Annotated in this window: 19 protein-coding genes; 4 read left to right on the top strand and 15 right to left on the bottom strand. The window is 67.5% G+C overall.

Annotation, left to right across the window (positions count from 1 at the left end; translation table 11 throughout):
- Entirely contained in the window at positions 1 to 1,218 is a 1,218-nt protein-coding gene (locus D7252_RS11485) for a hypothetical protein (protein WP_120775511.1), read from the bottom strand.
- Positions 1,200 to 2,273, bottom strand: a complete 1,074-nt coding sequence (gene dapE / locus D7252_RS11480; RefSeq protein WP_120775510.1) for a succinyl-diaminopimelate desuccinylase — start codon at positions 2,271 to 2,273, stop codon at positions 1,200 to 1,202. The genes D7252_RS11485 and dapE overlap by 19 nt, the downstream gene beginning before the upstream one ends.
- Before the next feature lie 63 nt (positions 2,274 to 2,336).
- Between dapE and dapD the strand changes: the two genes are divergently transcribed.
- Together dapD and D7252_RS11470 are read left to right on the top strand one after the other, a co-directional pair.
- Complete coding sequence (dapD, locus tag D7252_RS11475) at positions 2,337 to 3,290, top strand: 2,3,4,5-tetrahydropyridine-2,6-dicarboxylate N-succinyltransferase (RefSeq protein WP_120775509.1); 954 nt, start codon at positions 2,337 to 2,339, stop codon at positions 3,288 to 3,290.
- Between the two features lie 238 nt (positions 3,291 to 3,528).
- Positions 3,529 to 4,908, top strand: coding sequence for a DEAD/DEAH box helicase (locus tag D7252_RS11470; RefSeq protein ID WP_120775508.1), 1,380 nt, complete (start codon positions 3,529 to 3,531; stop codon positions 4,906 to 4,908).
- A 153-nt stretch (positions 4,909 to 5,061) separates the two neighbouring features.
- Here D7252_RS11470 and D7252_RS11465 read toward each other — a convergent pair whose 3' ends face one another.
- The 6 genes from D7252_RS11465 to D7252_RS11440 all read right to left on the bottom strand — a co-directional run bounded on the left by D7252_RS11465 (position 5,062) and on the right by D7252_RS11440 (position 9,484).
- Positions 5,062 to 6,351: a citrate synthase gene (locus tag D7252_RS11465; RefSeq protein ID WP_120775507.1), complete on the bottom strand. Its 1,290-nt coding sequence runs from the start codon at positions 6,349 to 6,351 to the stop codon at positions 5,062 to 5,064.
- Between the two features lie 193 nt (positions 6,352 to 6,544).
- The gene (dapC, locus tag D7252_RS11460; RefSeq protein ID WP_120775506.1) at positions 6,545 to 7,657 is read right to left on the bottom strand and encodes a succinyldiaminopimelate transaminase; all 1,113 of its coding nucleotides are present in this window, start codon (positions 7,655 to 7,657) and stop codon (positions 6,545 to 6,547) included.
- Between the two features lie 9 nt (positions 7,658 to 7,666).
- The gene (gene fdxA, locus D7252_RS11455; RefSeq protein WP_120775505.1) at positions 7,667 to 7,987 is read right to left on the bottom strand and encodes a ferredoxin; all 321 of its coding nucleotides are present in this window, start codon (positions 7,985 to 7,987) and stop codon (positions 7,667 to 7,669) included.
- Between the two features lie 9 nt (positions 7,988 to 7,996).
- Positions 7,997 to 8,407 carry a histidinol dehydrogenase gene (locus D7252_RS11450; protein ID WP_259461093.1) on the bottom strand — a complete coding sequence of 137 codons (411 nt, stop codon included), beginning with the start codon at positions 8,405 to 8,407 and terminating at the stop codon, positions 7,997 to 7,999.
- A 49-nt stretch (positions 8,408 to 8,456) separates the two neighbouring features.
- Entirely contained in the window at positions 8,457 to 8,771 is a 315-nt protein-coding gene (locus D7252_RS11445) for an AzlD domain-containing protein (RefSeq protein WP_120775504.1), read from the bottom strand.
- Complete coding sequence (locus D7252_RS11440; protein ID WP_120775503.1) at positions 8,768 to 9,484, bottom strand: AzlC family ABC transporter permease; 717 nt, start codon at positions 9,482 to 9,484, stop codon at positions 8,768 to 8,770. The genes D7252_RS11445 and D7252_RS11440 overlap by 4 nt, the downstream gene beginning before the upstream one ends.
- Before the next feature lie 104 nt (positions 9,485 to 9,588).
- On the opposite strand from D7252_RS11440, the gene D7252_RS11435 reads away from it, so the two are divergent.
- A complete protein-coding gene (locus D7252_RS11435; RefSeq protein WP_120775502.1) occupies positions 9,589 to 10,137 on the top strand; it encodes a helix-turn-helix domain-containing protein in 549 nt (182 codons plus the stop codon).
- Positions 10,138 to 10,140: 3 nt separating this feature from the next.
- Here D7252_RS11435 and D7252_RS11430 read toward each other — a convergent pair whose 3' ends face one another.
- Together D7252_RS11430 and typA are read right to left on the bottom strand one after the other, a co-directional pair.
- On the bottom strand, positions 10,141 to 11,103 hold the full coding sequence (locus tag D7252_RS11430; RefSeq protein WP_251050703.1) for a phospholipase: 963 nt from the start codon (positions 11,101 to 11,103) through the stop codon (positions 10,141 to 10,143).
- 146 nt (positions 11,104 to 11,249) lie between these two features.
- Positions 11,250 to 13,163: a translational GTPase TypA gene (gene typA, locus D7252_RS11425; protein ID WP_120775501.1), complete on the bottom strand. Its 1,914-nt coding sequence runs from the start codon at positions 13,161 to 13,163 to the stop codon at positions 11,250 to 11,252.
- Between the two features lie 101 nt (positions 13,164 to 13,264).
- Here typA and D7252_RS11420 point away from each other — a divergent pair, with 101 nt between their 5' ends.
- Entirely contained in the window at positions 13,265 to 14,071 is an 807-nt protein-coding gene (locus D7252_RS11420; RefSeq protein ID WP_120775500.1) for a CPBP family intramembrane glutamic endopeptidase, read from the top strand.
- A gap of 16 nt (positions 14,072 to 14,087) precedes the next feature.
- Here the strand turns inward: D7252_RS11420 and D7252_RS11415 are convergent, their stop codons facing one another.
- The 5 genes from D7252_RS11415 to D7252_RS11395 all read right to left on the bottom strand — a co-directional run bounded on the left by D7252_RS11415 (position 14,088) and on the right by D7252_RS11395 (position 19,924).
- Complete coding sequence (locus D7252_RS11415; protein ID WP_120775499.1) at positions 14,088 to 14,654, bottom strand: PH domain-containing protein; 567 nt, start codon at positions 14,652 to 14,654, stop codon at positions 14,088 to 14,090.
- 2 nt (positions 14,655 to 14,656) lie between these two features.
- A complete protein-coding gene (locus D7252_RS11410) occupies positions 14,657 to 16,330 on the bottom strand; it encodes an ABC transporter ATP-binding protein (RefSeq protein WP_120775498.1) in 1,674 nt (557 codons plus the stop codon).
- A complete protein-coding gene (locus D7252_RS11405) occupies positions 16,327 to 17,271 on the bottom strand; it encodes an ABC transporter permease (protein WP_120775497.1) in 945 nt (314 codons plus the stop codon). The genes D7252_RS11410 and D7252_RS11405 overlap by 4 nt, the downstream gene beginning before the upstream one ends.
- Positions 17,264 to 18,190, bottom strand: coding sequence for an ABC transporter permease (locus tag D7252_RS11400; RefSeq protein ID WP_120775496.1), 927 nt, complete (start codon positions 18,188 to 18,190; stop codon positions 17,264 to 17,266). The genes D7252_RS11405 and D7252_RS11400 overlap by 8 nt, the downstream gene beginning before the upstream one ends.
- 99 nt (positions 18,191 to 18,289) lie before the next feature.
- Positions 18,290 to 19,924: an ABC transporter substrate-binding protein gene (locus D7252_RS11395; RefSeq protein WP_183055274.1), complete on the bottom strand. Its 1,635-nt coding sequence runs from the start codon at positions 19,922 to 19,924 to the stop codon at positions 18,290 to 18,292.
- Between the last annotated feature and the right edge of the window lie 55 nt (positions 19,925 to 19,979).

The raw sequence follows: 19,979 nt of genomic DNA, 5'->3' as shown, positions 1-19,979 counted from the left end.
TCACGGCACCTGCCAGAAGGTGTTGCCGAGGGCGTAGATGTGATAGATCCACAGCCATTGACCGGCGAGGCACAGCACCAGCACGCCGATGCGCCACAGTCGTGAGCGCGGCACGGCGACCGCTCCCCACAGGGGGCTGAGTGGGAGCAGGAGCCGAAACGTGCTCGACTGGGGGAAGAAGACGGCGAGCAGATAGAGCAGGTAGCTGGCGCTCCACAGTCTGAGATCGACGCCGATCGCCCGCACCTGGGGGGCGCGCAGCAGGGCCGCGCCGACAGCGACCGCCATCAGCGCCAGCACGACAGGGCCCCACCAGGCAGGGAGGCCCCACAGGTCGAACCAGAACTGCGCAGCCTGGACCCAGCCCTCGAACGGCACGAAACCGTCGACACCGCCGGCGACCCAGTGGCGACGCCACGCGAGTTCGGTGGCGAGGTACGCCCCCGGGACTCCGGTGACGACGCCGGCGATGAGCTGCCACCCGAAGCCGGTGGCGACCGCGATCGCGCCGAGCGCGATGATGTGCACGATCTCGCGGGATGTGAGGGGGTCGTCCCTCCGATGCAGCCACCGCACGATGCCGTGCAGCCCGAGGTACAGCGCGAACGCCAGGATTCCCGGCCGCGTGAACGCCATCACCGGAATCAAGACGTAGAGCCAGCCGTAGCGGCGCCGTGTCGTGGCGTCCAGCGCGAGGAACAGCAGCAGAAGGAACAGGCTCTCCGCGTAGCCGACCTGGAACATCGCCGCGAGCGGACCCGCTGCGAAGAAGATGACGGCCCACGTGGCCGCGGCACTGCCGACGCGATCTCGCAGCAGACGGTGCAGCGCCAGGCAGGCCAGATACCCCGCGGCGAACGAGACGAGAAAGGCTCCCACCCCCCAGGATCCGAAGAGGAACCCCACTGCTCTGGCGGCGAAGGCGAACACCGGCATGAACGCCCACGCGTTCTCCGTGACGTCGCCGGAATCGGTCAGCGGCAGTTCCGCCGGATAGCCGTTCTCCGCGACGACCCAGTACCACTGGGCATCCCAGCCGAGGACGAAGTCGACCAGACCGGCATCCGCGCCGAATCGCGAGAGCGAGGTCGACTGGGATGCCGCCGCGATCAGGAACCCGGTGGTGATCACGCGCGCGACGACATAGATCACCGCGATGCGCAGCGCGATGGGCGCTCGCGCCCATCGTCGAGCGGTCCTCAGCGCGAGGTGAGCCATGCGCGCAAGCCCCGCTCGACCGCGTCGATCTGCGCGATCGGCACGCGCTCTTCGTCGTGGTGCGCGAGGTGCGGGTCACCGGGGCCGTAGTTCACTGCCGGGATGCCGAGGGCGGAGAAGCGTGCGACGTCGGTCCACCCGTACTTGGGGCGCGGCTCGGCGCCCACGGCGGCGACGAACTGCCGAGCGATCGGAGCATCGAGGCCCGGGCGCGCGCCTTCGGCCGCATCGGTGATCTCGATCTCGAAACCTGCGAGCACGCCGCGGACATGCGCCTCCGCGTCCGCGGCCGACTTGCTGGGCGCGAACCGGTAGTTGACCTCGACCTCGCACGCGTCGGGGATCACGTTGCCGGCCACTCCCCCGGCGATCCTCACCGCGCTCAAGCTCTCGCGGTACAGCAGGCCGTCGACGGGAATCTCCCTGGCTCGGTACTCGGCCAGACGGGCGAGGATCGGCGCGGCTCGGTGAATCGCGTTCTCACCGATCCAGGCTCGGGCCGCATGCGCGCGGACGCCCGTCGTGCGCACGATCGCACGCAGAGTGCCGTTGCACCCGCCTTCCACCTCACCGTCGGAAGGTTCGCCGAGGATCGCGAAGTCGGCCTGGAAGAGGTCGGGGCGCACGGCCGCGAGCAGTGCCAGGCCGTTCTTCGACGCCTCCACCTCTTCGTTGTCGTACCACATCCAGGTGATGTCGACGACGGGGTCCGTGAGTTCTGCGGCGAGCTTCAGCTGCACCGCGGTGCCGGCCTTCATGTCTACTGTGCCGCGTCCCCAGAGATATGGTTCGCCGTCGATCTCGACGTCTCGCGTGGGGACGTTGGCGTTGATCGGCACGGTGTCGATGTGACCCGCGATGGCGACGCGCTGCGCGCGCCCCAGGTCGGTGCGCGCGACGATGGTGTTGCCGTGTCGGATGACTTCGAGATGGGCGAACGGGGCGATCGCCGACTCGATCGCATCCGCGAGAGTCTTCTCGTCGCCGGAAACGCTGGGGATGTCGCAGATAGCGCGGGTGAGGTCTGCGGACGACGCGGTCAGATCGAGCACCATGCCCACAGCCTACTTACCGTCACGCGTGGACTCGTCACACGGCGGGCGCGATACCGTGGACGTATGAGTGATTCGCGCAGCGTGTGGGGCATCGGACTGACCACGACCGCCGGAGACGGCACCGTTCTGGACGCCTGGTTCCCCGAGGTCGGATCAAGCGCTCCAGCCGCCGGGGATGCTGCCGCCGTGATCGCCACCTGGGAGGCACTCACGGGGCCCGACGAGCGACGCAACGTCACCGTCGAGGTGGTGCAGCTGCACATCGACCTCGACGAGGCTCCGGCGTCGACGCCCGATGCCTACCTGCGTCTGCACGCGCTCTCGCATCTCGTCGTACGTCCCAATGAGCTGAATCTGGACGGCATCTTCGGCCACCTTCCCACCGTCGCGTGGACGAACGCGGGCCCCATCCACCCCGACGACGCCGCACGGCTGCGTCCTGCTCTTCAGCGAGCCGGCATCCAGGTGCAGGGTTTGGACAAGTTCCCCCGTCTGACCGATTACGTGCAGCCCACGGGTGTGCGCATCGCCGACGCTTCGCGCGTCCGCCTCGGCGCCCACCTGTCTCCCGGCACCACCGTGATGCACGAAGGATTCGTCAACTTCAACGCGGGCACGCTCGGCGCATCGATGGTGGAGGGACGGATCTCGCAGGGCGTGGTCGTCGGCGACGGCAGCGACATCGGGGGCGGCTCGTCGATCATGGGCACCCTGTCGGGCGGTGGCTCGCATCGAGTGTCGATCGGTGCCCGCACACTGCTGGGCGCGAACGCCGGTATCGGAATCTCTCTCGGCGACGACTGCGTCGTCGAGGCGGGTCTCTACGTCACAGCCGGCAGCAAGATCGTGCTCGTCGACGGACCGGCGACGGCCGGTGGCGGGCGCAAGACGGTCAAGGGTGCGGAGCTGTCCGGACAACACGGGCTCCTCTTCCGGAGGAACTCTCTCAGCGGCGCGATCGAGGCGGTGCGCCGCGCAGGCGCCGGCGTCACCCTCAACGAGGCACTGCACGCCTGACCGTCTCCGCCGCACGGCGAGACCCGCGCGGCGCCGCGCTGAGCCGTCCGCACAGGTTCGCGTGCTAGTCTCGCCAGTGACGTTCTTCGCCATGCGAGACGTCTGCGTCGTCGACACGCTCCCGCGCCACTAGCTGGTTCTGGCCATTTCGAACGGCGAAACGATGCGCGATCCCGCGCCGTCGCCCACCTTCCCGCACCCGGCCTCACTGTCGTGCGTGCATTCTCGGAGATACCCCATGACTTCCTTCCTCGATCTCGGCGTGCCCGCCGACCTCGCCGCTGTCCTCGAAAAGGACGGCAAGACCGAGGCGTTCGCCATTCAGCGCGATACGCTTCCCGATTCCCTCGCAGGTCGCGACCTGCTCGGCCGCGGTCGCACCGGCAGTGGCAAGACGATCGCGTTCGCGCTTCCCCTCGTCGCCCGGATCGCCGCCTCCTCCCGCAAGAGCCGCGCCGGTCACCCGCGTGGACTCGTGCTCGCCCCGACCCGCGAGCTCGCCACTCAGATCGCAGCGACGATCGCTCCGCTCGCCGAAGCCAAGGGCCTGCGCGTCACGACCGTCTTCGGCGGCGTCAGCCAGCGTCCCCAGGAGCAGGCCATGCGCAACGGCGTCGACATCGTCGTCGCGTGCCCCGGCCGCCTCGAAGACCTCATGAAGCAGAAGATCGTGCACCTCGACGCGGTCGAGGTCACCGTGCTCGACGAGGCCGACCACATGGCCGACCTGGGCTTCCTCCCCGGCGTCACCCGCATCCTCACCGCCACCCCGGCCGGTGGCCAGCGCCTGCTCTTCAGCGCCACCCTCGACCGCGGCATCGACACTCTCGCCCGCCGCTTCCTCTCCAACGCCGTGAGCCACGAGGTCGACGAAGAGAGCGTGCCCGTCGGCGAGATGACGCACCGCGTGCTGGTCGTCGACTCGACGGACAACAAGACTGCGCTGGTTCGCGACCTCGCGTCCGGCACCGGCCGTCGCATCCTGTTCACGCGCACCAAGCACCAGGCCAAGAAGCTGGCCAAGTCGCTCACGGCCGCGGGCATCCCCGCAGTCGACCTGCACGGCAACCTGTCTCAGAACGCCCGCGAGCGAAACCTCAGCGCGTTCTCGGCGGCGCCCGAAGACGGTGGCGTGCGTGTGCTCGTGGCCACCGACGTCGCCGCCCGCGGTGTGCACGTGGACAACGTCGACCTCGTCGTCCACGTCGACCCGCCCGTCGAGCACAAGGCGTACCTGCACCGTTCCGGTCGCACCGCACGTGCGGGCGCTGCCGGCACCGTCGTGACGGTCGTGCTCCCCGAGCAGCGCCGCGACGTGAAAGACCTTCTGCGCAAGGCCGCCATCAGCGCTCCGCTGGAGAACGCCACGACCGACGCGATCACGGGCCTCGTGCCCGAGCGTGCCGCGCATGTGCGTCCCGCGCCCGTGCAGGCGGTCCAGCCGCAGCGCCAGGCCAAGCAGCGCCCCGCCGGCGGTGAGCGCTCCGGAGCGACCACTCCCCCCGCCCGCCGTCGTCGTCCCGGCTCCGGCGGACAGGGTGGCGCCGCGCAGGGTCAGGGCGGTTACTCGCGTCAGGGCGGCCAGGCTCGTCAGGGCGGCCGCTCGCAGGGTCGCTGACCCCGGGCCATACCGGCTGAATCGAAAACGCCCCCTCTCCGCTTCGGCGGGAGGGGGCGTTTCGTATCCGGTCTGACGCGTCGCCCGGCGAGCTGGCGGAGGCCTCGGTCGCGGGGGCGCCGCGCCTCAAGTGTGGCTCAGCGCGCCCTGAGGTCAGCGCGTCTGGAAGGTGCGCTCCGGGGACCCGGTGTACAGCTGCTGCGGGCGGCCGATCTTCGTCTGCGGGTCGAGCTGCAGCTCTCGCCACTGCGCCAACCATCCCGGCAGACGCCCGATGGCGAACAGCACCGTGAACATCCTGGTCGGGAAGCCCATGGCCTTGTAGATCACGCCCGTGTAGAAGTCGACGTTGGGGTACAGGCGACGCTCGCGGAAGTAGTCGTCGGCAAGCGCGAGCTCTTCGAGCTCTTTGGCCAGGTCGAGCAGCGGGTCGGTGACCCCGAGCGACGAGAGCACCTCGTCGGCGGCGTCCTTGACGAGCTTGGCGCGCGGGTCGTAGTTCTTGTAGACCCGGTGCCCGAAGCCCATCAGCTTCACGCCCTCTTCCTTGTTCTTCACGCGCTCGACGAACCGCGAGACGCTCTGCCCCGAGTCGCGGATCTGACCCAGCATCGTGAGCACAGCCTCGTTCGCCCCACCGTGGAGCGGCCCGGAAAGGGCCTGGATGCCGGCGGAGATCGACGCGAACTGGTTGGCTCCGGTGGAACCCACCAGGCGAACCGTCGAGGTCGAGGCGTTCTGCTCGTGGTCCTCGTGAAGGATGAGCAGAAGCTCGAGCGCCTTGGACATGACCGGGTTGATCTCGTACGGCTCCGACAGCACCCCGAAGTTGAGCTTGAGGAAGTTCTCCACGAAGCCGAGGGAGTTGTCCGGGTAGAGGAACGCCTGACCGACGCTCTTCTTGTGGGCGTAGGCCGCGATGACGGGGAGCTTGGCGAGCATGCGCACCATGTTGAGCTCGACGTGCTCCGGGTTGTGCGGATCGGTCTGACCCTCGTAGTAGGTCGACAGCGCAGCGACGGCCGACGAGAGCACGGACATGGGGTGCGCCGTGTGCGGCAGCGCGGAGAAGAACCGCTTGAGATCCTCGTGGAGCAGCGTGTGTCGACGGATCTTCTCGTCGAACTCGGCGAGTTCGGACGCCGAGGGCAGCTCGCCGTAGATGAGGAGCCAGGCGACTTCGAGGTAGCTGGTCGTTCCCGCCAGCTGTTCGATGGGATAGCCGCGGTAGCGCAGGATCCCCTTGTCGCCGTCGATGAAGGTGATGTCGGACTTCGTCGACGCCGTGTTGACGAACCCGTAGTCGAGACCCGTGTACCCGGTCTGCCGGGTCAGCGTCGAGAAGTCGATGCTGTCGTGGCCCGCCGTGCCGCGTACCAGCGGGAATTCGGCGGTCGTGTCGCCGATCGTCAGCTTCGCCGTCTGGTCTGCCGCTGCACTCACGCGGACCTCCTCCTGGTGTCTGACCGTGCGCTCGTCGCGTCGGTGCCAGACAAGATCTTGATCAAGCCGGAATAGGCGATCTCACGGCGCCGAAGCACCAGGTCGGGTAACGACCGAATCGCCTCTACAGCCTAGTAGCCACGCAGGCCTACTGTGACATCCGCCAAACGGACGTCATTTACAAAGAGGGAAGCTACAGCTTTTCTCCCTGAAGACGGCGTGCCGCTTCCAGGACGCGGTCGGTGGGAGCCGTCAGAGCGAGGCGGACGTGCTGACCGGAGCTCGCGCCGTAGAACGGCCCAGGACCGGCGAGGATGCCCAGATCGGCGAGGCGCCCCATCGAGTCCCACGCGTCGCGCCCCTCGGATGCCCAGAGGTACAGGCCTGCCTGGGAACCGTCGATGCGGAAACCCGCCGACTCCAGAGCAGGCCGCAGGGCGTCACGCCGGGTGCGATAGAGCTCCTTCTGCGTGGCGACGTGCTCGTCATCGCCGAGGGCGACAGCCATGGCGTGCTGCACGGGAGCGGGCGGCATCAGGCCGAGATGCTTGCGCGCTGTGAGCAGATCGCTGACGATGTGGGCGCAGCCGGCGACGAACGCGGCCCGATAGCCGGCGAGGTTCGACTGCTTGCTCAGCGAGTAGACGCTCAGGAGATTCGATCGCCTTCCGTCGGTCACGCGAGGATCGAGGACCGAGGGAATCGGCTCGTTCGCCCATGTCCCTTCCCAGCCCAGCTCGGCATAGCACTCATCGCTCGCGAGCACGGCTCCGAGTTCGCGCGCACGGCGGACCGCCGCCGCGAGCTCCGGCACCGTCCACGTGCGGCCGTCGGGGTTGCCCGGCGTGTTGATCCAGATGAGCTTCGTGCCCTCCGGCCATTCCGCAGGGTCATCGGCCGGAAGGGGCGTGGCCCCGACGACGCGCGCCCCGACCTCATACGTCGGGTACGCCACCCGCGGGTGCACGACGATGTCGCCAGCGCCGAGCCCGAGCAGCGTCGGCAGCAGAGCGACGAGCTCTTTCGAGCCGATGGTCGGCAGCACGTTGTCGACGGTCAGGTCGGACACCCCGCGGCGGCGGGCGTACCACTCCACGATGGCTTCGCGGAGGGCAGCCGTTCCGACCGTCTGCGGATACGCGTGCGCATCGGTGCCGTCGGCCAGCGCACGCCGGATGATCTCGGGTGTCGGATCGACCGGGGAGCCCACGGAAAGATCGACGATGCCGAGCGGATGCCGAGCGGCACGCTCGCGGAACGGGACCACTGCGTCCCACGGGTACTCGGCGAGGTCGCGGACGCTCACGGTGCGTGCCTACTCGCCCTGGGGCGGGAGGGCGGCGATGACGGGGTGGTCGAAGTTGTACACGCCGACCTTGGCAGCACCGCCGGGGGAACCGATCTCGTTGAAGAACTCGACGTTGGCCTTGTAGTAGTCCTGCCACTCGTCCGGGAGGTCGTCTTCGTAGTAGATCGCCTCGACCGGGCACACCGGCTCGCACGCCCCGCAGTCCACGCACTCGTCGGGGTGGATGTAGAGCGAGCGTTCACCCTCATAGATGCAGTCAACGGGGCACTCGTCGATGCAGGCGCGATCCTTGACATCGACGCACGGGAGGGCGATCACATACGTCACCCACTCAGTCTACGACTCGCGGACGGCCTGTTCCTCCGAAGCGGCTGGCTCCGCGCGGGTCGGGAGCCGTGAGAAAGACGGCCAGGCCACCACCAGCAGCACGATTCCAGCGACCAGGTAGGTCCAGATCTGCCCGGCGAGCGAGTTCTGCACGACGATGGATCCGCCCGGGCCCTGACCGGAGATGATCACCAGCATCCCGATCATTCCCAGACCGGCGGCGACCGCTGCCCCCCTGTCGTGCGTGAGCACACGGATGGCGGTCAGGATCGCGGCGCAGGCGATGGCTCCGACGATGAGCCCGACCGGGATCGGACCCCACATCAGGCTGTGACCGATCGTCCCGGCGATGCCGTAGACGCCCCCGACCAGGGCCGCCGCCACCCACGACAGCACTCTCGACACCCAGTTCACGCGCACCCGTCGATCCTACCCGCGGCGCCAGGCCGGAATCCGCCGGGCTGCGGCGCTATCCAGCCAGCCCGAACAGCCGAAGGAGAGCCGCCACGAGCGCTGCCGCCACGACCACGACGAGGAAAGACTGACGCAGCCAGAGAAGCCCCCCTGCGACGAGCAGAGCGGGGACCCGGGCGTCCACGGTGATCGCCTGGCCGTCACCCAGCGACTGCACCGCCACGAGCGCGGCGAGCAGAGCCACCGTCAGCAGATCCGAGATCCGAGCCGGGCGCGGAGCCTCCAGGACTTTCGGGGGAACGAGGTAGCCCGCCGCCTTGAGTGCGAGGCAGATCACCGCGGCGAGAAGGATGGCACTCCAAAGGCTCACGACCTGGCCTCCGCATCCGCCGACTCTTCCGGGGTCACCGGAGGGCGCCCGAGCCAGTTGAACCAGCCGACCACGACGGCGACGACTGCGGCGACGAGTACCGGCAGTCCCGGCATGAGGAACGGCGTGAGTGAAGCGGCCACCACGGCCGCGGCCACGCCCACGGCAACAGCCTGGCGCTGTTTCAGCCGCGGCCAGAGGAGCGCGAGGAATGCTGCTGCGGCGGCGGCATCCAGTCCCCACGTGCGAGGGTCGCCGAGCACATCGCCGACGAGAGCGCCGATGAGCGTCGTGATGTTCCAGCCGACGAAGATGCCGATGCCGGTGACCCAGAATCCGATCTGACGCAGTCGCGGGTCGGACTGCGAGATCGCGACCGCCGTGGACTCGTCGATCGTGAAGTGCGCCGCTGCGGCACGGCGCGGTACTCCCCCACCGACGAGCGGCGACATGCGCATGCCGTAGGCGACGTTGCGCACTCCGAGCAGTGCCGCGGACGCGACGGCGGACGGGAGCGCGGCCAGCCCGCCGGCGGCGAACACTCCGACGAACGCGAACTGCGATCCGCCGGTGAACATCAACAGGCTCAGCACGCAGGCCTGGAGGACGTCGAGCCCGGAGGCGACCGCCAGCGCGCCGAAGGAGATGCCGTAGGCGCTCGTCGCCAGCACGACGCCGAGGGCTTCGCGCCACACCTCGCGTTCAGCGGACATAGCGCGACGTTCCCGCTGGCGTTCGCTTTAGTGAACACATGACTATCATTCTGAACACCTTAACCGGGATAGTCAAGCGAACGATCGTTTGGCATGATGAACGCATGGAGGAACTCCGCACCCGAATCGCCCGCACACTCCGCCGCGAGCGGGAGTCCGTGGGCCTCTCGGTCTCCGAACTCGCTCGGCAGTCCGGTGTGTCCAAGGCGACGGTGTCTCAACTGGAGAGCGGCTCAGGCAACCCCAGTGTCGAGACGCTGTGGGCGCTCGGGGTGGCTCTCGGCGTGCCGTTCGCGGTGCTCGTCGACGAACAGGCGAACGCTCCCACGCTCATCCGCGCCGACGATCTCGCCGGCGTCCCCTCGTCCGCCGCTGCGTACAGCGCGACGCTTCTGTCGGCGAGCCCTCCCGGCGCCCGGCGCGATCTCTATCTCATCCGGGCGGAGCCCGGTGAGGCCCGGCGCTCGGATCCGCACCACCCCGGCACCGTCGAACATGTCGTCCTCATCGGCGGCCGCGCCGAGGTCGGCCCGGCCGAGGCTCCGGTGCTGCTGGGACCCGGGGACTATCTGACCTACCCCGGAGACGCACCACACGTCTTCGCGGCGACCGCCCCGGGTACGAGCGCCGTGCTCATCTCCGAGCTCCGCTGACGCTCAGTACCAGTTCATCGCCTGAGAATGCCCCCAGGCGCTGCACGGCGTGCCGTAGACGTCGGAGATGTAGCCGAGGCCCCAGGCGATCTGCGTGGCGGCGTTCGTCTGCCAGTCGGCTCCGGCTGCGGCCATCTTGCTCCCGGGGAGAGCCTGCGGGATGCCGGTGGCGCCACCATCGTCGTTGTACGCCTGGTAGTTCCAGCCCGACTCCTTGGTCCACAGCGAGTCGAGGCAGGAGAACTGATCTCCGCCCCATCCATACCGGCTGGACATCAGCTGCTGCGCGGTGGCCTTCGCACCCTCGACCGTGTTCGAAGAGGCCAGCGCTGCAGCCGCAGCCTCCGCCTTCTCCGCTGCGGCGGCCTCGGCAGCCGCGGCGGCCGCGGCTGCGGCCTTGGCCTTCTCATCCGCGGCCTTCTTCTCCTTCGCCGCGGAGAACGCGGACTGCAGAGCGTCCGTTGCGGCGATCGTGGTCGCCGTCTTCGCTTCGACCTCGCTCGCGAGGACGGTCACCACCACCGCGGGCATCGCATCGCGATCGGCGAGCGCGTCGACATCCTCCTTCAGCTCGACCACGTCGACGGACGGGGTGCCATCCACCGCCAAGCCCGAGGCGGACACCTCTTCGCTCAGGGCCTGTGCGGCCGTCACCGCCTCCTGCGCGTCGGCCAAGGGCATCGCGGCGGCGTCCGCCACCTTCGCGGGCGTCTCGGGAGCGGTGAAGATCTCGGCGATGGCGGCGGCAGGATCCGGATTCTCGGCTCCTGCGGCCGGCGCAGACACGAAGCCTGCGGTCAGGGTGACGCCGAGCAGGGTCGCGGCGGCGGCTCCGAGGATCATCATCGGGCGACGGGAGGTGACGGCAGCGCGAGCGGATGCCGCTGCCGAGGCGCGCCGAAGCGCACGTGATTCATGAAGCATGGTCGACTTTCGGGTCGTCGTACGCCCGTGCAGGAGACTCATCGGGATGTCATCCCAGGCGCAAGTGCTCGAGTCTGGCCCACAAACCTGAACGAAATATATCCCTCACCTGGGATTTACATGAGAAGAGGGCCCCACACGCGCCGTTCGGCGGTGCGAGGCCCTCTGCAGAGCGCTCGGATCCAGAGTCAGGCGTTCGCGTCCTGACGCTTGAGACGCGCGGTCTCCCTGGCGCGAGTGTTCGCATCGAGGTTCACCTTGCGGATACGGACTACCTCGGGGGTGACCTCGACACATTCGTCGTCGCGGGCGAACTCGAGGCTCTCCTCCAGAGTCAGCTGACGCGGCGGAGTCATCGACTCGAAGGTGTCGGAGCTCGCCGCACGCATGTTGGTGAGCTTCTTCTCCTTGGTGATGTTGACGTCCATGTCGTCAGCGCGGGAGTTCTCGCCGATGACCATGCCCTCGTAGACCTCCTGCGTGGGCTGCACGAAGAACGACATGCGCTCCTGGAGTGCGATCATCGCGAACGGTGTGACGACTCCCTGGCGGTCGGCGACGATCGAACCGTTCTGACGCGTGGTGATGGAACCTGCCCACGGCTCGTAGCCGTGCGAGATCGCGTTGGCGATGCCCGTGCCGCGGGTCGTGGTGAGGAACTCGCTGCGGAATCCGATGAGGCCACGGGACGGGACGATGAACTCCATGCGCACCCACCCGGTGCCGTGGTTGGTCATGTTCTCCATGCGGCCCTTGCGGTTCGCGAGAAGCTGGGTGATCGCCCCGAGGTGCTCCTCCGGAGTGTCGATCGTCAGGTGCTCGAACGGCTCGTAGGTCTTGCCGTCGATCTTCTTCGTGACGACCTGCGGCTTGCCGACGGTGAGCTCGAAGCCTTCACGGCGCATGTTCTCGACGAGGATAGCGAGGGCGAGCTCGCCACGACCCTGGACTTCCCACGCGTCCGGACGGCCGATGTCGACCACCTTGAGCGAGACGTTGCCGATGAGCTCCTTGTCGAGGCGGTCCTTCACCATGCGCGCGGTCAGCTTGTGGCCCTTGACCTTGCCCATGAGCGGGGACGTGTTCGTGCCGATCGTCATCGAGATGGCGGGGTCATCGACCGTGATCGCCGGAAGGGGGCGGACATCCTCCGGGTCGGCGATGGTCTCGCCGATGGTGATGTCTTCGAAACCGGCGATGGCGACGATGTCACCGGGGGCTGCGGATTCGGCCGGGTAGCGCTCGAGCGCACGGGTCTTCAGCAGTTCCGTGATGCGGGCGTTCTGGTGGGTGCCGTCAGCGCGGACCCACGCAACGGTCTGCCCCTTCTTCAGGGTGCCGTTGAAGACGCGCAGCAGCGCGAGGCGGCCGAGGAACGGGCTGGAGTCGAGGTTGGTGACCCACGCCTGCAGCGGGGCCTCGTCGTCGTAGGACGGCGCGGGGACGTGCTCGAGGATCGCACCGAAGAGCGGCTCGAGGTCGTCGTTGTCAGGCAGCGAGCCGTCGGCGGGACGATTGAGCGAGGCCGCGCCGGCACGACCGGAGGCGTAGACCACCGGGACGTCGAGGAGCGCATCGACGTCGAGGTCGGGCACATCGTCGACGAGGTCGGACGCCAGGCCCAGCAGCAGGTCGTGAGCCTCTTCCTCGACCTCGGCGATGCGAGCGTCGGGGCGGTCGGTCTTGTTGACCAGGAGGATGACGGGAAGCTTCGCCTCGAGTGCCTTGCGCAGCACGAAGCGGGTCTGCGGCAGCGGGCCCTCGCTCGCGTCGACGAGCAGGACGACACCGTCGACCATGGAGAGGCCGCGTTCGACCTCACCGCCGAAGTCGGCGTGGCCGGGGGTGTCGATCACGTTGATCGTCACCTCGCCATCGGTGGCGTGCACGCCCTTGTATGTGATCGCCGTGTTCTTGGCGAGGATCGTGATGCCCTTCTCACGTTCCAGGTCGTTGGAGTCCATGGCACGATCGTCGACGTGGGCATGTTCGCCGAAGGAGCCGGTCTGACGCAGCATGGCGTCGACGAGGGTGGTCTTGCCGTGGTCGACGTGCGCGACGATTGCGACGTTGCGGAGGTCAGAACGGAGGGCGTGCGCCATGCAGAAGTCCTAAAAGGTGTGGGATTGTGTCGAGAAGCCGACATTTCAGGATAACGCACCCTCAGGGCTTGTTCCTGAGCAGAGGTCATAGCATCGAAATCGTGACTCGATCTCCGACCTCCGACGTGACCCTGTCGGACATCCCCGCACCGTCACGCGCGCGCCTCTGGTGGGAGATCGCGATCGTCCTGGCGCTCGGGCTCGGCCAATCGGCCGTGTACGCGATCGTGCAGCTCGCCTACCGCCTCACGGACGAGACGCCGCTGGCCGACCAGACGGCCACCCTCAATCCGTCGCGAAGCGACCGCGAGATCTTCGATCTGATCTACCAGGTGCTCTCGATCGGGTTCTCACTCGTTCCCGTGCTGCTGGTCTGCTTCCTTCTCTGGCAGTCGCGCCGACCGCACCTCGGCCGGCTCGGGCTCGACGGCACGAGGGTGGGCACAGACACCGGCCGCGGCATCCTGCTGGTGCTCGCGATCGGAATTCCCGGGCTCGGCCTGTATATCGTCGGTCGGGCGCTCGGTCTCTTCGTCGCGGTGAACCCCGCCGGACTCGATGCGCACTGGTGGACGGTACCCATCCTGCTCCTCGCCGCCGCGCGGGCGTCTCTGCAGGAGGAGTTCGTCGTGCTGGGCTACCTCTTCGCCCGTCTGAAGCAGCTCGGCTGGGGCCCCTGGACGATCATCGTCGCGACCTCCGTACTGCGCGCCAGCTATCACCTGTACCAAGGGCCGGGCGCCTTCATCGGGAACCTGGCGATGGGACTGCTGTTCGGCTGGCTCTACCAACGCACCGGCAGGCTGCTGCCGTTCCTGGTCGCGCACTTCCTCATCGACGCGACGGTGTTCGTCGGTTACCCGTGGGCGGCGGCCACCTGGCCGGAGCTGTTCGGTCTGCCCGGCTGAGAGGGGTCGGCAGGGTTCAGCCGCCGTTCACGATGAGGACAGCGACGACGGCCCAGACCACGATCACGCCGAGGGCGATGAGCGCGGGCAGATCCCAGCTCCGCTGGATCGGGGCGTCAGCGGCAGCGGGCGCCGCCTCCCAGCGGTCTCGGATCTCGGTGAGGTCGCGGAGACCGGATGGGGCCTTCGGCGCTTCCCCCTGCGTTCCACGCTTCCGCACCGGACGCGCACGCGCAGGTCCGCCGAAGCACGTCAGATCGGTGCCGTCGTCGAACGAGAAGACCAATTGCCACCGGAGGTCGATGTCACGAACACGGCGCCACCCGAACGTGGTCCGGCGAAGCATGTTCTGCACCGTCCCACCCTCGGCATCGGTGCGCACGACGGACGCCACGGCGACCTCGTAGACGACCCAGAGCACGAGCAGCACCCAGGGGGCGAGCAGCAGCATGGAGCCCCACCCGGCGCGGATGACCGCGTCGCCGAGAAGGAACAGCGCCAGCAGCGCAGAGACGATCAGGGATACCGGACCGGAGGCCGCGCGATAGGTGCGCGCGGCCTCGGGTCGTGGATCGGCCGTCACCGTCAGCGCCCTCCCAGAGGGATGGACGCGCCGGGGATCGCCTTGAGCAGACGGTCGGTGTATTCCTGCTGCGGGTTGGCGAAGATCTCGTCCACGGTGCCCTGTTCGACGACCTTGCCCTTTTCCATCACGCACACCAGGTCGCTCGACACCCGGACGACGGCGAGGTCGTGGGTGATGAACAGATACGTGAGGTTCAGTTCCGACTGGAGATCGGCGAGCAGCTGCAGGATCTGGTCCTGTACCAGCACGTCGAGGGCAGAGACCGCCTCGTCGAGCACGACGATGTCGGGCTTCAACGCGAGCGCGCGAGCGATCGCGACACGCTGCCGCTGACCTCCCGAGAGCTCGTTCGCATACCGCGTCGCCAGTGCCCTCGGCAGAGCCACCTGATCGAGCAGTTCCTCGACACGCTCTCGCTGCGAGGCTCGATCACCCACACCGTGAATCTGCAGCGGCTCGGAGATCGTGTTTCCGATATTCCGCAGCGGGTCGAGAGATCCGTACGGATCCTGGAACACGGGCTGCATGCGGCGACGCAGACCGAACGCCTGGGCGTTCGAGAGCTTCGACACATCCTGCCCGTCGATCTCGATCATGCCGCTGGTGGGCTCTTCGAGCTTCAACAGCATCTTCGCGACCGTGGACTTGCCCGATCCGGACTCGCCGACGAGGGCGAGCGTCTTGCCGCGCGGGATATCGAAGGACACGTCGTCGACCGCGCGGAAAGCTTCGCTGCGGAAGTTGCCCTGACGGATCTTGTAGTCCTTGGTGAGACCGGCCACGCGCACCGTCGGCGGGATGTTCGCCAGGTCCTCGAGCGTCTCGATGCCCCGGTCTTCCACGACGGCCTGAATGCGCTGCGACGCCACGCTGGGCGCCGCCCCCACGAGGCGCTGGGTGTACGGATGCTGCGGGTTCTCGAGGATCTGCTTGCTGGGGCCGGCCTCGACGATGTTGCCGTTGCTCATCACGATGATCTTCTCCGCGCGCTCGGCCGCAAGACCGAGATCGTGGGTGATCAGGAGCACCGAGGTGCCCTTGTCGCGAGTGAGGGTGGCCATGTGATCGAGGATGACCCGCTGCACGGTGACGTCGAGAGCCGAGGTCGGCTCGTCGGCGATGAGCAGCTTCGGATCGGCGGCGAGGCCGATGCCGATCAGCGCCCGCTGACGCATCCCGCCGGAGAACTGATGCGGGAACTGGTGCAGACGACGCTCGGCGTCGGCCAGCCCGGCCTGCTGCAGCACCTCGATCGCGCGTGCCTTCACGTCGTCCCGGCCGCGGGCGATCCCGTTCGCGCGGATCGCCTCCTTCACCTGGAAGCCGATGCTCCACACCGGGTTGAGGTTGGACATCGGATCCTGGGGCACGAACCCGATCTCGCGACCGCGCAGCGCCTCCATCTCCCGACGGCCGAGCTTCGTCAGCTCACGGCCGTCGAGGGTGATCGAGCCCCCGGTGATGGTTCCGGTCCCCGGCAGCAGGTTCACGATGGCACTGGCCGTCGTGGACTTGCCCGATCCGGACTCCCCCACGATCGCGACAGTCTCGCCGGGGAAGATGTCGAAGTTCGCGCCATGCAGAACCTCCTTCTCTCCCTCCTGCGTGCGGAAGGCGACGGTGAGGTCGCGCACGCTCAGCAGTGGAACTCGTGCGTTCACGCGATCGTTCATCGCCGTGCCCTCGCTCTCGGATCGATGGCATCTCGGATGAGCTCGCCCAGGGTCACGAACGCGAGCACGGCGAGCGTGAGCGCGATCGACGGATAGATGAGAGCCATCGGCGCCACCCGGAGCGACGCCTGCGCGGCACTGATGTCATTTCCCCACGACATCGTCGAGCTTCCGAGGCCCACGCCGAGGAACGACAGGGTCGCTTCGGCGACGATCGACGCGGCAAGGGCCAGCGTCGACACGACGAGCAACGGCGCCAGCGCGTTCGGGATGACGTGTGCGACGAGGGTGCCGAACTTGCCGCGCCCGAGCGCCCTCGAAGCGACGACGAAGTCCGATTGACGAACCCTCAGCACCTCGGCGCGCACGACGCGAGCGGTCGACGCCCAGGCGAAGCCTCCGATGGCGAGTGCGAGGACCGGCACGGAGCGGTACTGCGAGAACACCGTCATGACCACGACGGCCGCGAGGATGTACGGGATGGCGAAGAAGATGTCACCGATTCGCGAAAGCAGCGAGTCGAGCCATCCGCCGTAGAATCCGGCCAGCGCACCCATGATGAGCCCGACGATCGAGCCGATCGCCGTGGCCAGCAGGCCGACCGCGAGCGAGGTCTGCGCCCCCCACACGACTCGCGCGTAGATGTCACAGCCCTGGAACGTGAAGCCGAGAGGATGTCCCTCCGTGGGGCCGGCGTTGCTGTTGCCGAGCTCGCAGTTGCTGTTCGGCGGGGTCGAGGTGAACAGTGTCGGCCACAGAGCCATCACCATGAAGAAGAGCGCGAGCACGACGGAGAACCAGAACAGCGGACGCCGCCGCAGGTCGGCCCATGCGTCACGCCACAGGTTGCTCGGCTTCTCGGCGATGCGTACCGCGTCGACCGAGATGGTCGCCGTCTCGACGGGCGCGACGAAGTGATTCTGCGTGGTGGGGTCATGCATAGCGGATCCTTGGGTCGAGCAGACCGTAGAGCAGGTCGATGAGGAGGTTGACCAGGACGTACAGGATCACGAACACCGTGACGAAGGAGACCACGGTGGGCCCTTCGTTTCGGATCGCGGCCTGGTAGAGCACGTTGCCGACGCCGGGGACGTTGAAGATGCCCTCCGTCACGGTCGCCCCCACGAGCAGCACACCGAAGTTGGTGGCCGAGTTGGTGATCACCGGGATCAGCGAGTTGCGCAGCACGTGCACGGGAAGGACCCGTCCGCGCGACAACCCCTTGCTGAACGCCGTGCGCACCCAGTCCTGATTGAGCGTGTCGATCACGGAGCTGCGCATGAGGCGCATGCTCACCGCGAACAGGCTGAAGCCGAGCACGATGGCCGGCAGCCACAGGTCGCCCCAGTCGTTCTCCGAGCCGACCGTCGGTTTGAACCAGCCCCATTGGATCGCCAGGAAATACTGGGCGAGGAACGCCACGACGAAGATCGGGATGGCGATGGCGACGAGGGCGACGATGAGCATCGTGTGGTCGAAGAACTTGCCCTTGCGGAGCGCCGAGACCGTGCCGATCACGATCGCGAGCACGAACTCGATGGCGATCGCCATGACCGCGAGACGTCCGGTGACCGGCAGGGTCTCGGCGAGCACGGCCGAAACCGGCCGACCCGAGAACGTGGTGCCGAGATCACCCTGGAAGACACCGGTGATGTAGTACCAGTACTGCACGATGAACGGGTCGTTCAGGTGATACTGCTCGCGCAGCTGTTCCACGACCGCCGGGTTCGGGGTGCGGTCGCCGAACAGGCCGAGGATCGGGTCGCCTGGCATGGCGAACACGAGGAAGTAGATGAGCAGGGTGGCACCGAAGAAGACCGGAATCACCTGCAGGAAGCGTCTCAGAATGTAGCCGAGCATGCGTTGTCCCGTGCGGGGAGGCGGTAGAGCGTGACGAACACAGCCTGTGAGGCGGTGACGATCGAATCGTCACCGCCTCACAGGTGAGTGCCGTCAGGCTTACTCGCCGTCCTTCGTGACCTGGTAGAGGATCGGCCAGGTGTCCCAGCCGAACTCCACGTTCTCGACCGACTCGCCCCAGGCGCCCATGGCGTTGGTGTACCAGAGCGGGATGGCGGGCAGGTCCTCGAACAGGATCTCCTGCGCCTCCTGGAACTTCGAGATGCCCTCTTCGACATCCGGAGCAGCCGCGCCCTCGTCGAGGAGTGCGTCGAACTCAGGGTTCGAGTAGTCGCCGTCGTTGGAACCGGCGCCCGTTCCGAAGATCGGGCCGAGACCGTTGAACATCGACGGGTAGTCGAACTGCCATCCGGCGCGGAACGCGGTGGTCGCCTTGTCCTCGGTGATCAGCGTGCGGTGATCGGCGAACGTCGGGATCGGCTTGCCTGCCGACTCGATGCCGAGGTTGTTCTTCAGCTGGTTCGCGATGGCGTCGACCCACCCCTGGTTGGGGCCGTCGGCGTTGTACTGGATCTCGAACGAACCGGTCCACGGCGCGATGGCGTCGGCCTCAGCCCACAGCTCCTTCGCCTTGTCGGCGTCGAACTCAAGCACCTCGGATCCGGGGATGTCCTCGGAGTAGCCGTCGATCACCGGCGACGTGAAGTCCTTCGCCGGGGTGCGGGTGCCGTTGAAGACGATCTCCGTGACCTCTTCGCGGTCGATCGCGTGCGAGATCGCTGCACGACGCAGCGCGCCTTCTTCACCGCTGAAGTGCTCGAGACGCTCGGGAATGACGATCGTCGCGTTCGCCGCAGCCGGCTGGTTGACCGTGCGACCCTCGAAGTCGGTCTCGAACGTCTGCAGTGCGGCGTCCGGGATCTCCTGGAGGATGTCGAGGTTGCCGCCCTGGAGGTCGGCGTACGCGGCATCCGTGCTGGCGTAGAGGATCATGTCCACGCCGCCGTTCAGCGCCTCACGGGGACCGGTGTAGTCCTCGTTCTTGACGAGGTCGATGCGCTCGTTGTGCTTCCAGGCACCCTCTTCTTCGAACTTGTACGGTCCGTTTCCGATCGGGTTCTCACCGAAGGCCGCGATGTCGTCCCACGCCGCTGCCGGCAGCGGGAAGTACGCGGTGTAGCCCAGACGCAGCGGGAAGTCCGACTCCGGCTGCTTCAGCTTGACGGTGAAGGTCAGGTCGTCGACGACCTCGAGGCCCGAGAGCTCCGGGACGTTCTCGTCGTAGGAGAAGCCTTCGATGGACTCGAAGAAGTAGCTCGAGAGCTGCGCGTTGTCGAGGGCGGCGCCGTAGTTCCACGCCGTCACGAACGACTCGGCGTCGACCGGGTCACCGTTGGTGAAGGTCTGGTCCGGCTTGATCTTGATCGTGTAGTTCTGAGCGTCTTCGGTCTCGATCGACTCGGCGACGTCGTTGTGCATGGCGCCTTCGGCGTCGTAGTACACCAGGCCGGCGAACATGCTCTGGATGACCATGCCGCCACCCACTTCGTTCGTGTTCGTGGGGATCAGCGGGTTCTGCGGTTCGGTGTTGTTGACCGAGATGACGGCCGTGGGATCACCGGAAGGTGTCTCCTCCGCCGCGTCGTTGCCACCGCCGCTCGCGCAGCCCGCGAGCGCCATGGCGCCGATCACGAACAACGCGGTGCCCGCAAGGGCGATCTTGTTGCGCTTCACTTTGTGTCCTCCTGTGGAGTGTTCATCAGACTGCGCGCTCACCGTTGAGCGCGTA

Source organism: Microbacterium sp. CGR2 (assembly GCF_003626735.1).
Classification (GTDB): Bacteria; Actinomycetota; Actinomycetes; order Actinomycetales; family Microbacteriaceae; genus Microbacterium.
This window is presented reverse-complemented; position numbering and strand designations above follow the sequence as displayed.

Bases quoted from the DNA above. Each gene is read 5' to 3' on its own strand.
- D7252_RS11485 (WP_120775511.1), bottom strand. From the start codon at position 1,218: ATGGCTCACCTCGCGCTGAGGACCGCTCGACGATGGGCGCGAGCGCCC.
- dapE (WP_120775510.1), bottom strand. From the start codon at position 2,273: ATGGTGCTCGATCTGACCGCGTCGTCCGCAGACCTCACCCGCGCTATC.
- D7252_RS11470 (WP_120775508.1), top strand. From the start codon at position 3,529: ATGACTTCCTTCCTCGATCTCGGCGTGCCCGCCGACCTCGCCGCTGTC.
- D7252_RS11405 (WP_120775497.1), bottom strand. From the start codon at position 17,271: ATGCATGACCCCACCACGCAGAATCACTTCGTCGCGCCCGTCGAGACG.
- D7252_RS11410 (WP_120775498.1), bottom strand. From the start codon at position 16,330: ATGAACGATCGCGTGAACGCACGAGTTCCACTGCTGAGCGTGCGCGAC.
- dapD (WP_120775509.1), top strand. From the start codon at position 2,337: ATGAGTGATTCGCGCAGCGTGTGGGGCATCGGACTGACCACGACCGCC.
- typA (WP_120775501.1), bottom strand. From the start codon at position 13,163: ATGGCGCACGCCCTCCGTTCTGACCTCCGCAACGTCGCAATCGTCGCG.
- D7252_RS11435 (WP_120775502.1), top strand. From the start codon at position 9,589: ATGGAGGAACTCCGCACCCGAATCGCCCGCACACTCCGCCGCGAGCGG.
- D7252_RS11400 (WP_120775496.1), bottom strand. From the start codon at position 18,190: ATGCTCGGCTACATTCTGAGACGCTTCCTGCAGGTGATTCCGGTCTTC.
- D7252_RS11440 (WP_120775503.1), bottom strand. From the start codon at position 9,484: ATGTCCGCTGAACGCGAGGTGTGGCGCGAAGCCCTCGGCGTCGTGCTG.
- D7252_RS11430 (WP_251050703.1), bottom strand. From the start codon at position 11,103: ATGAGTCTCCTGCACGGGCGTACGACGACCCGAAAGTCGACCATGCTT.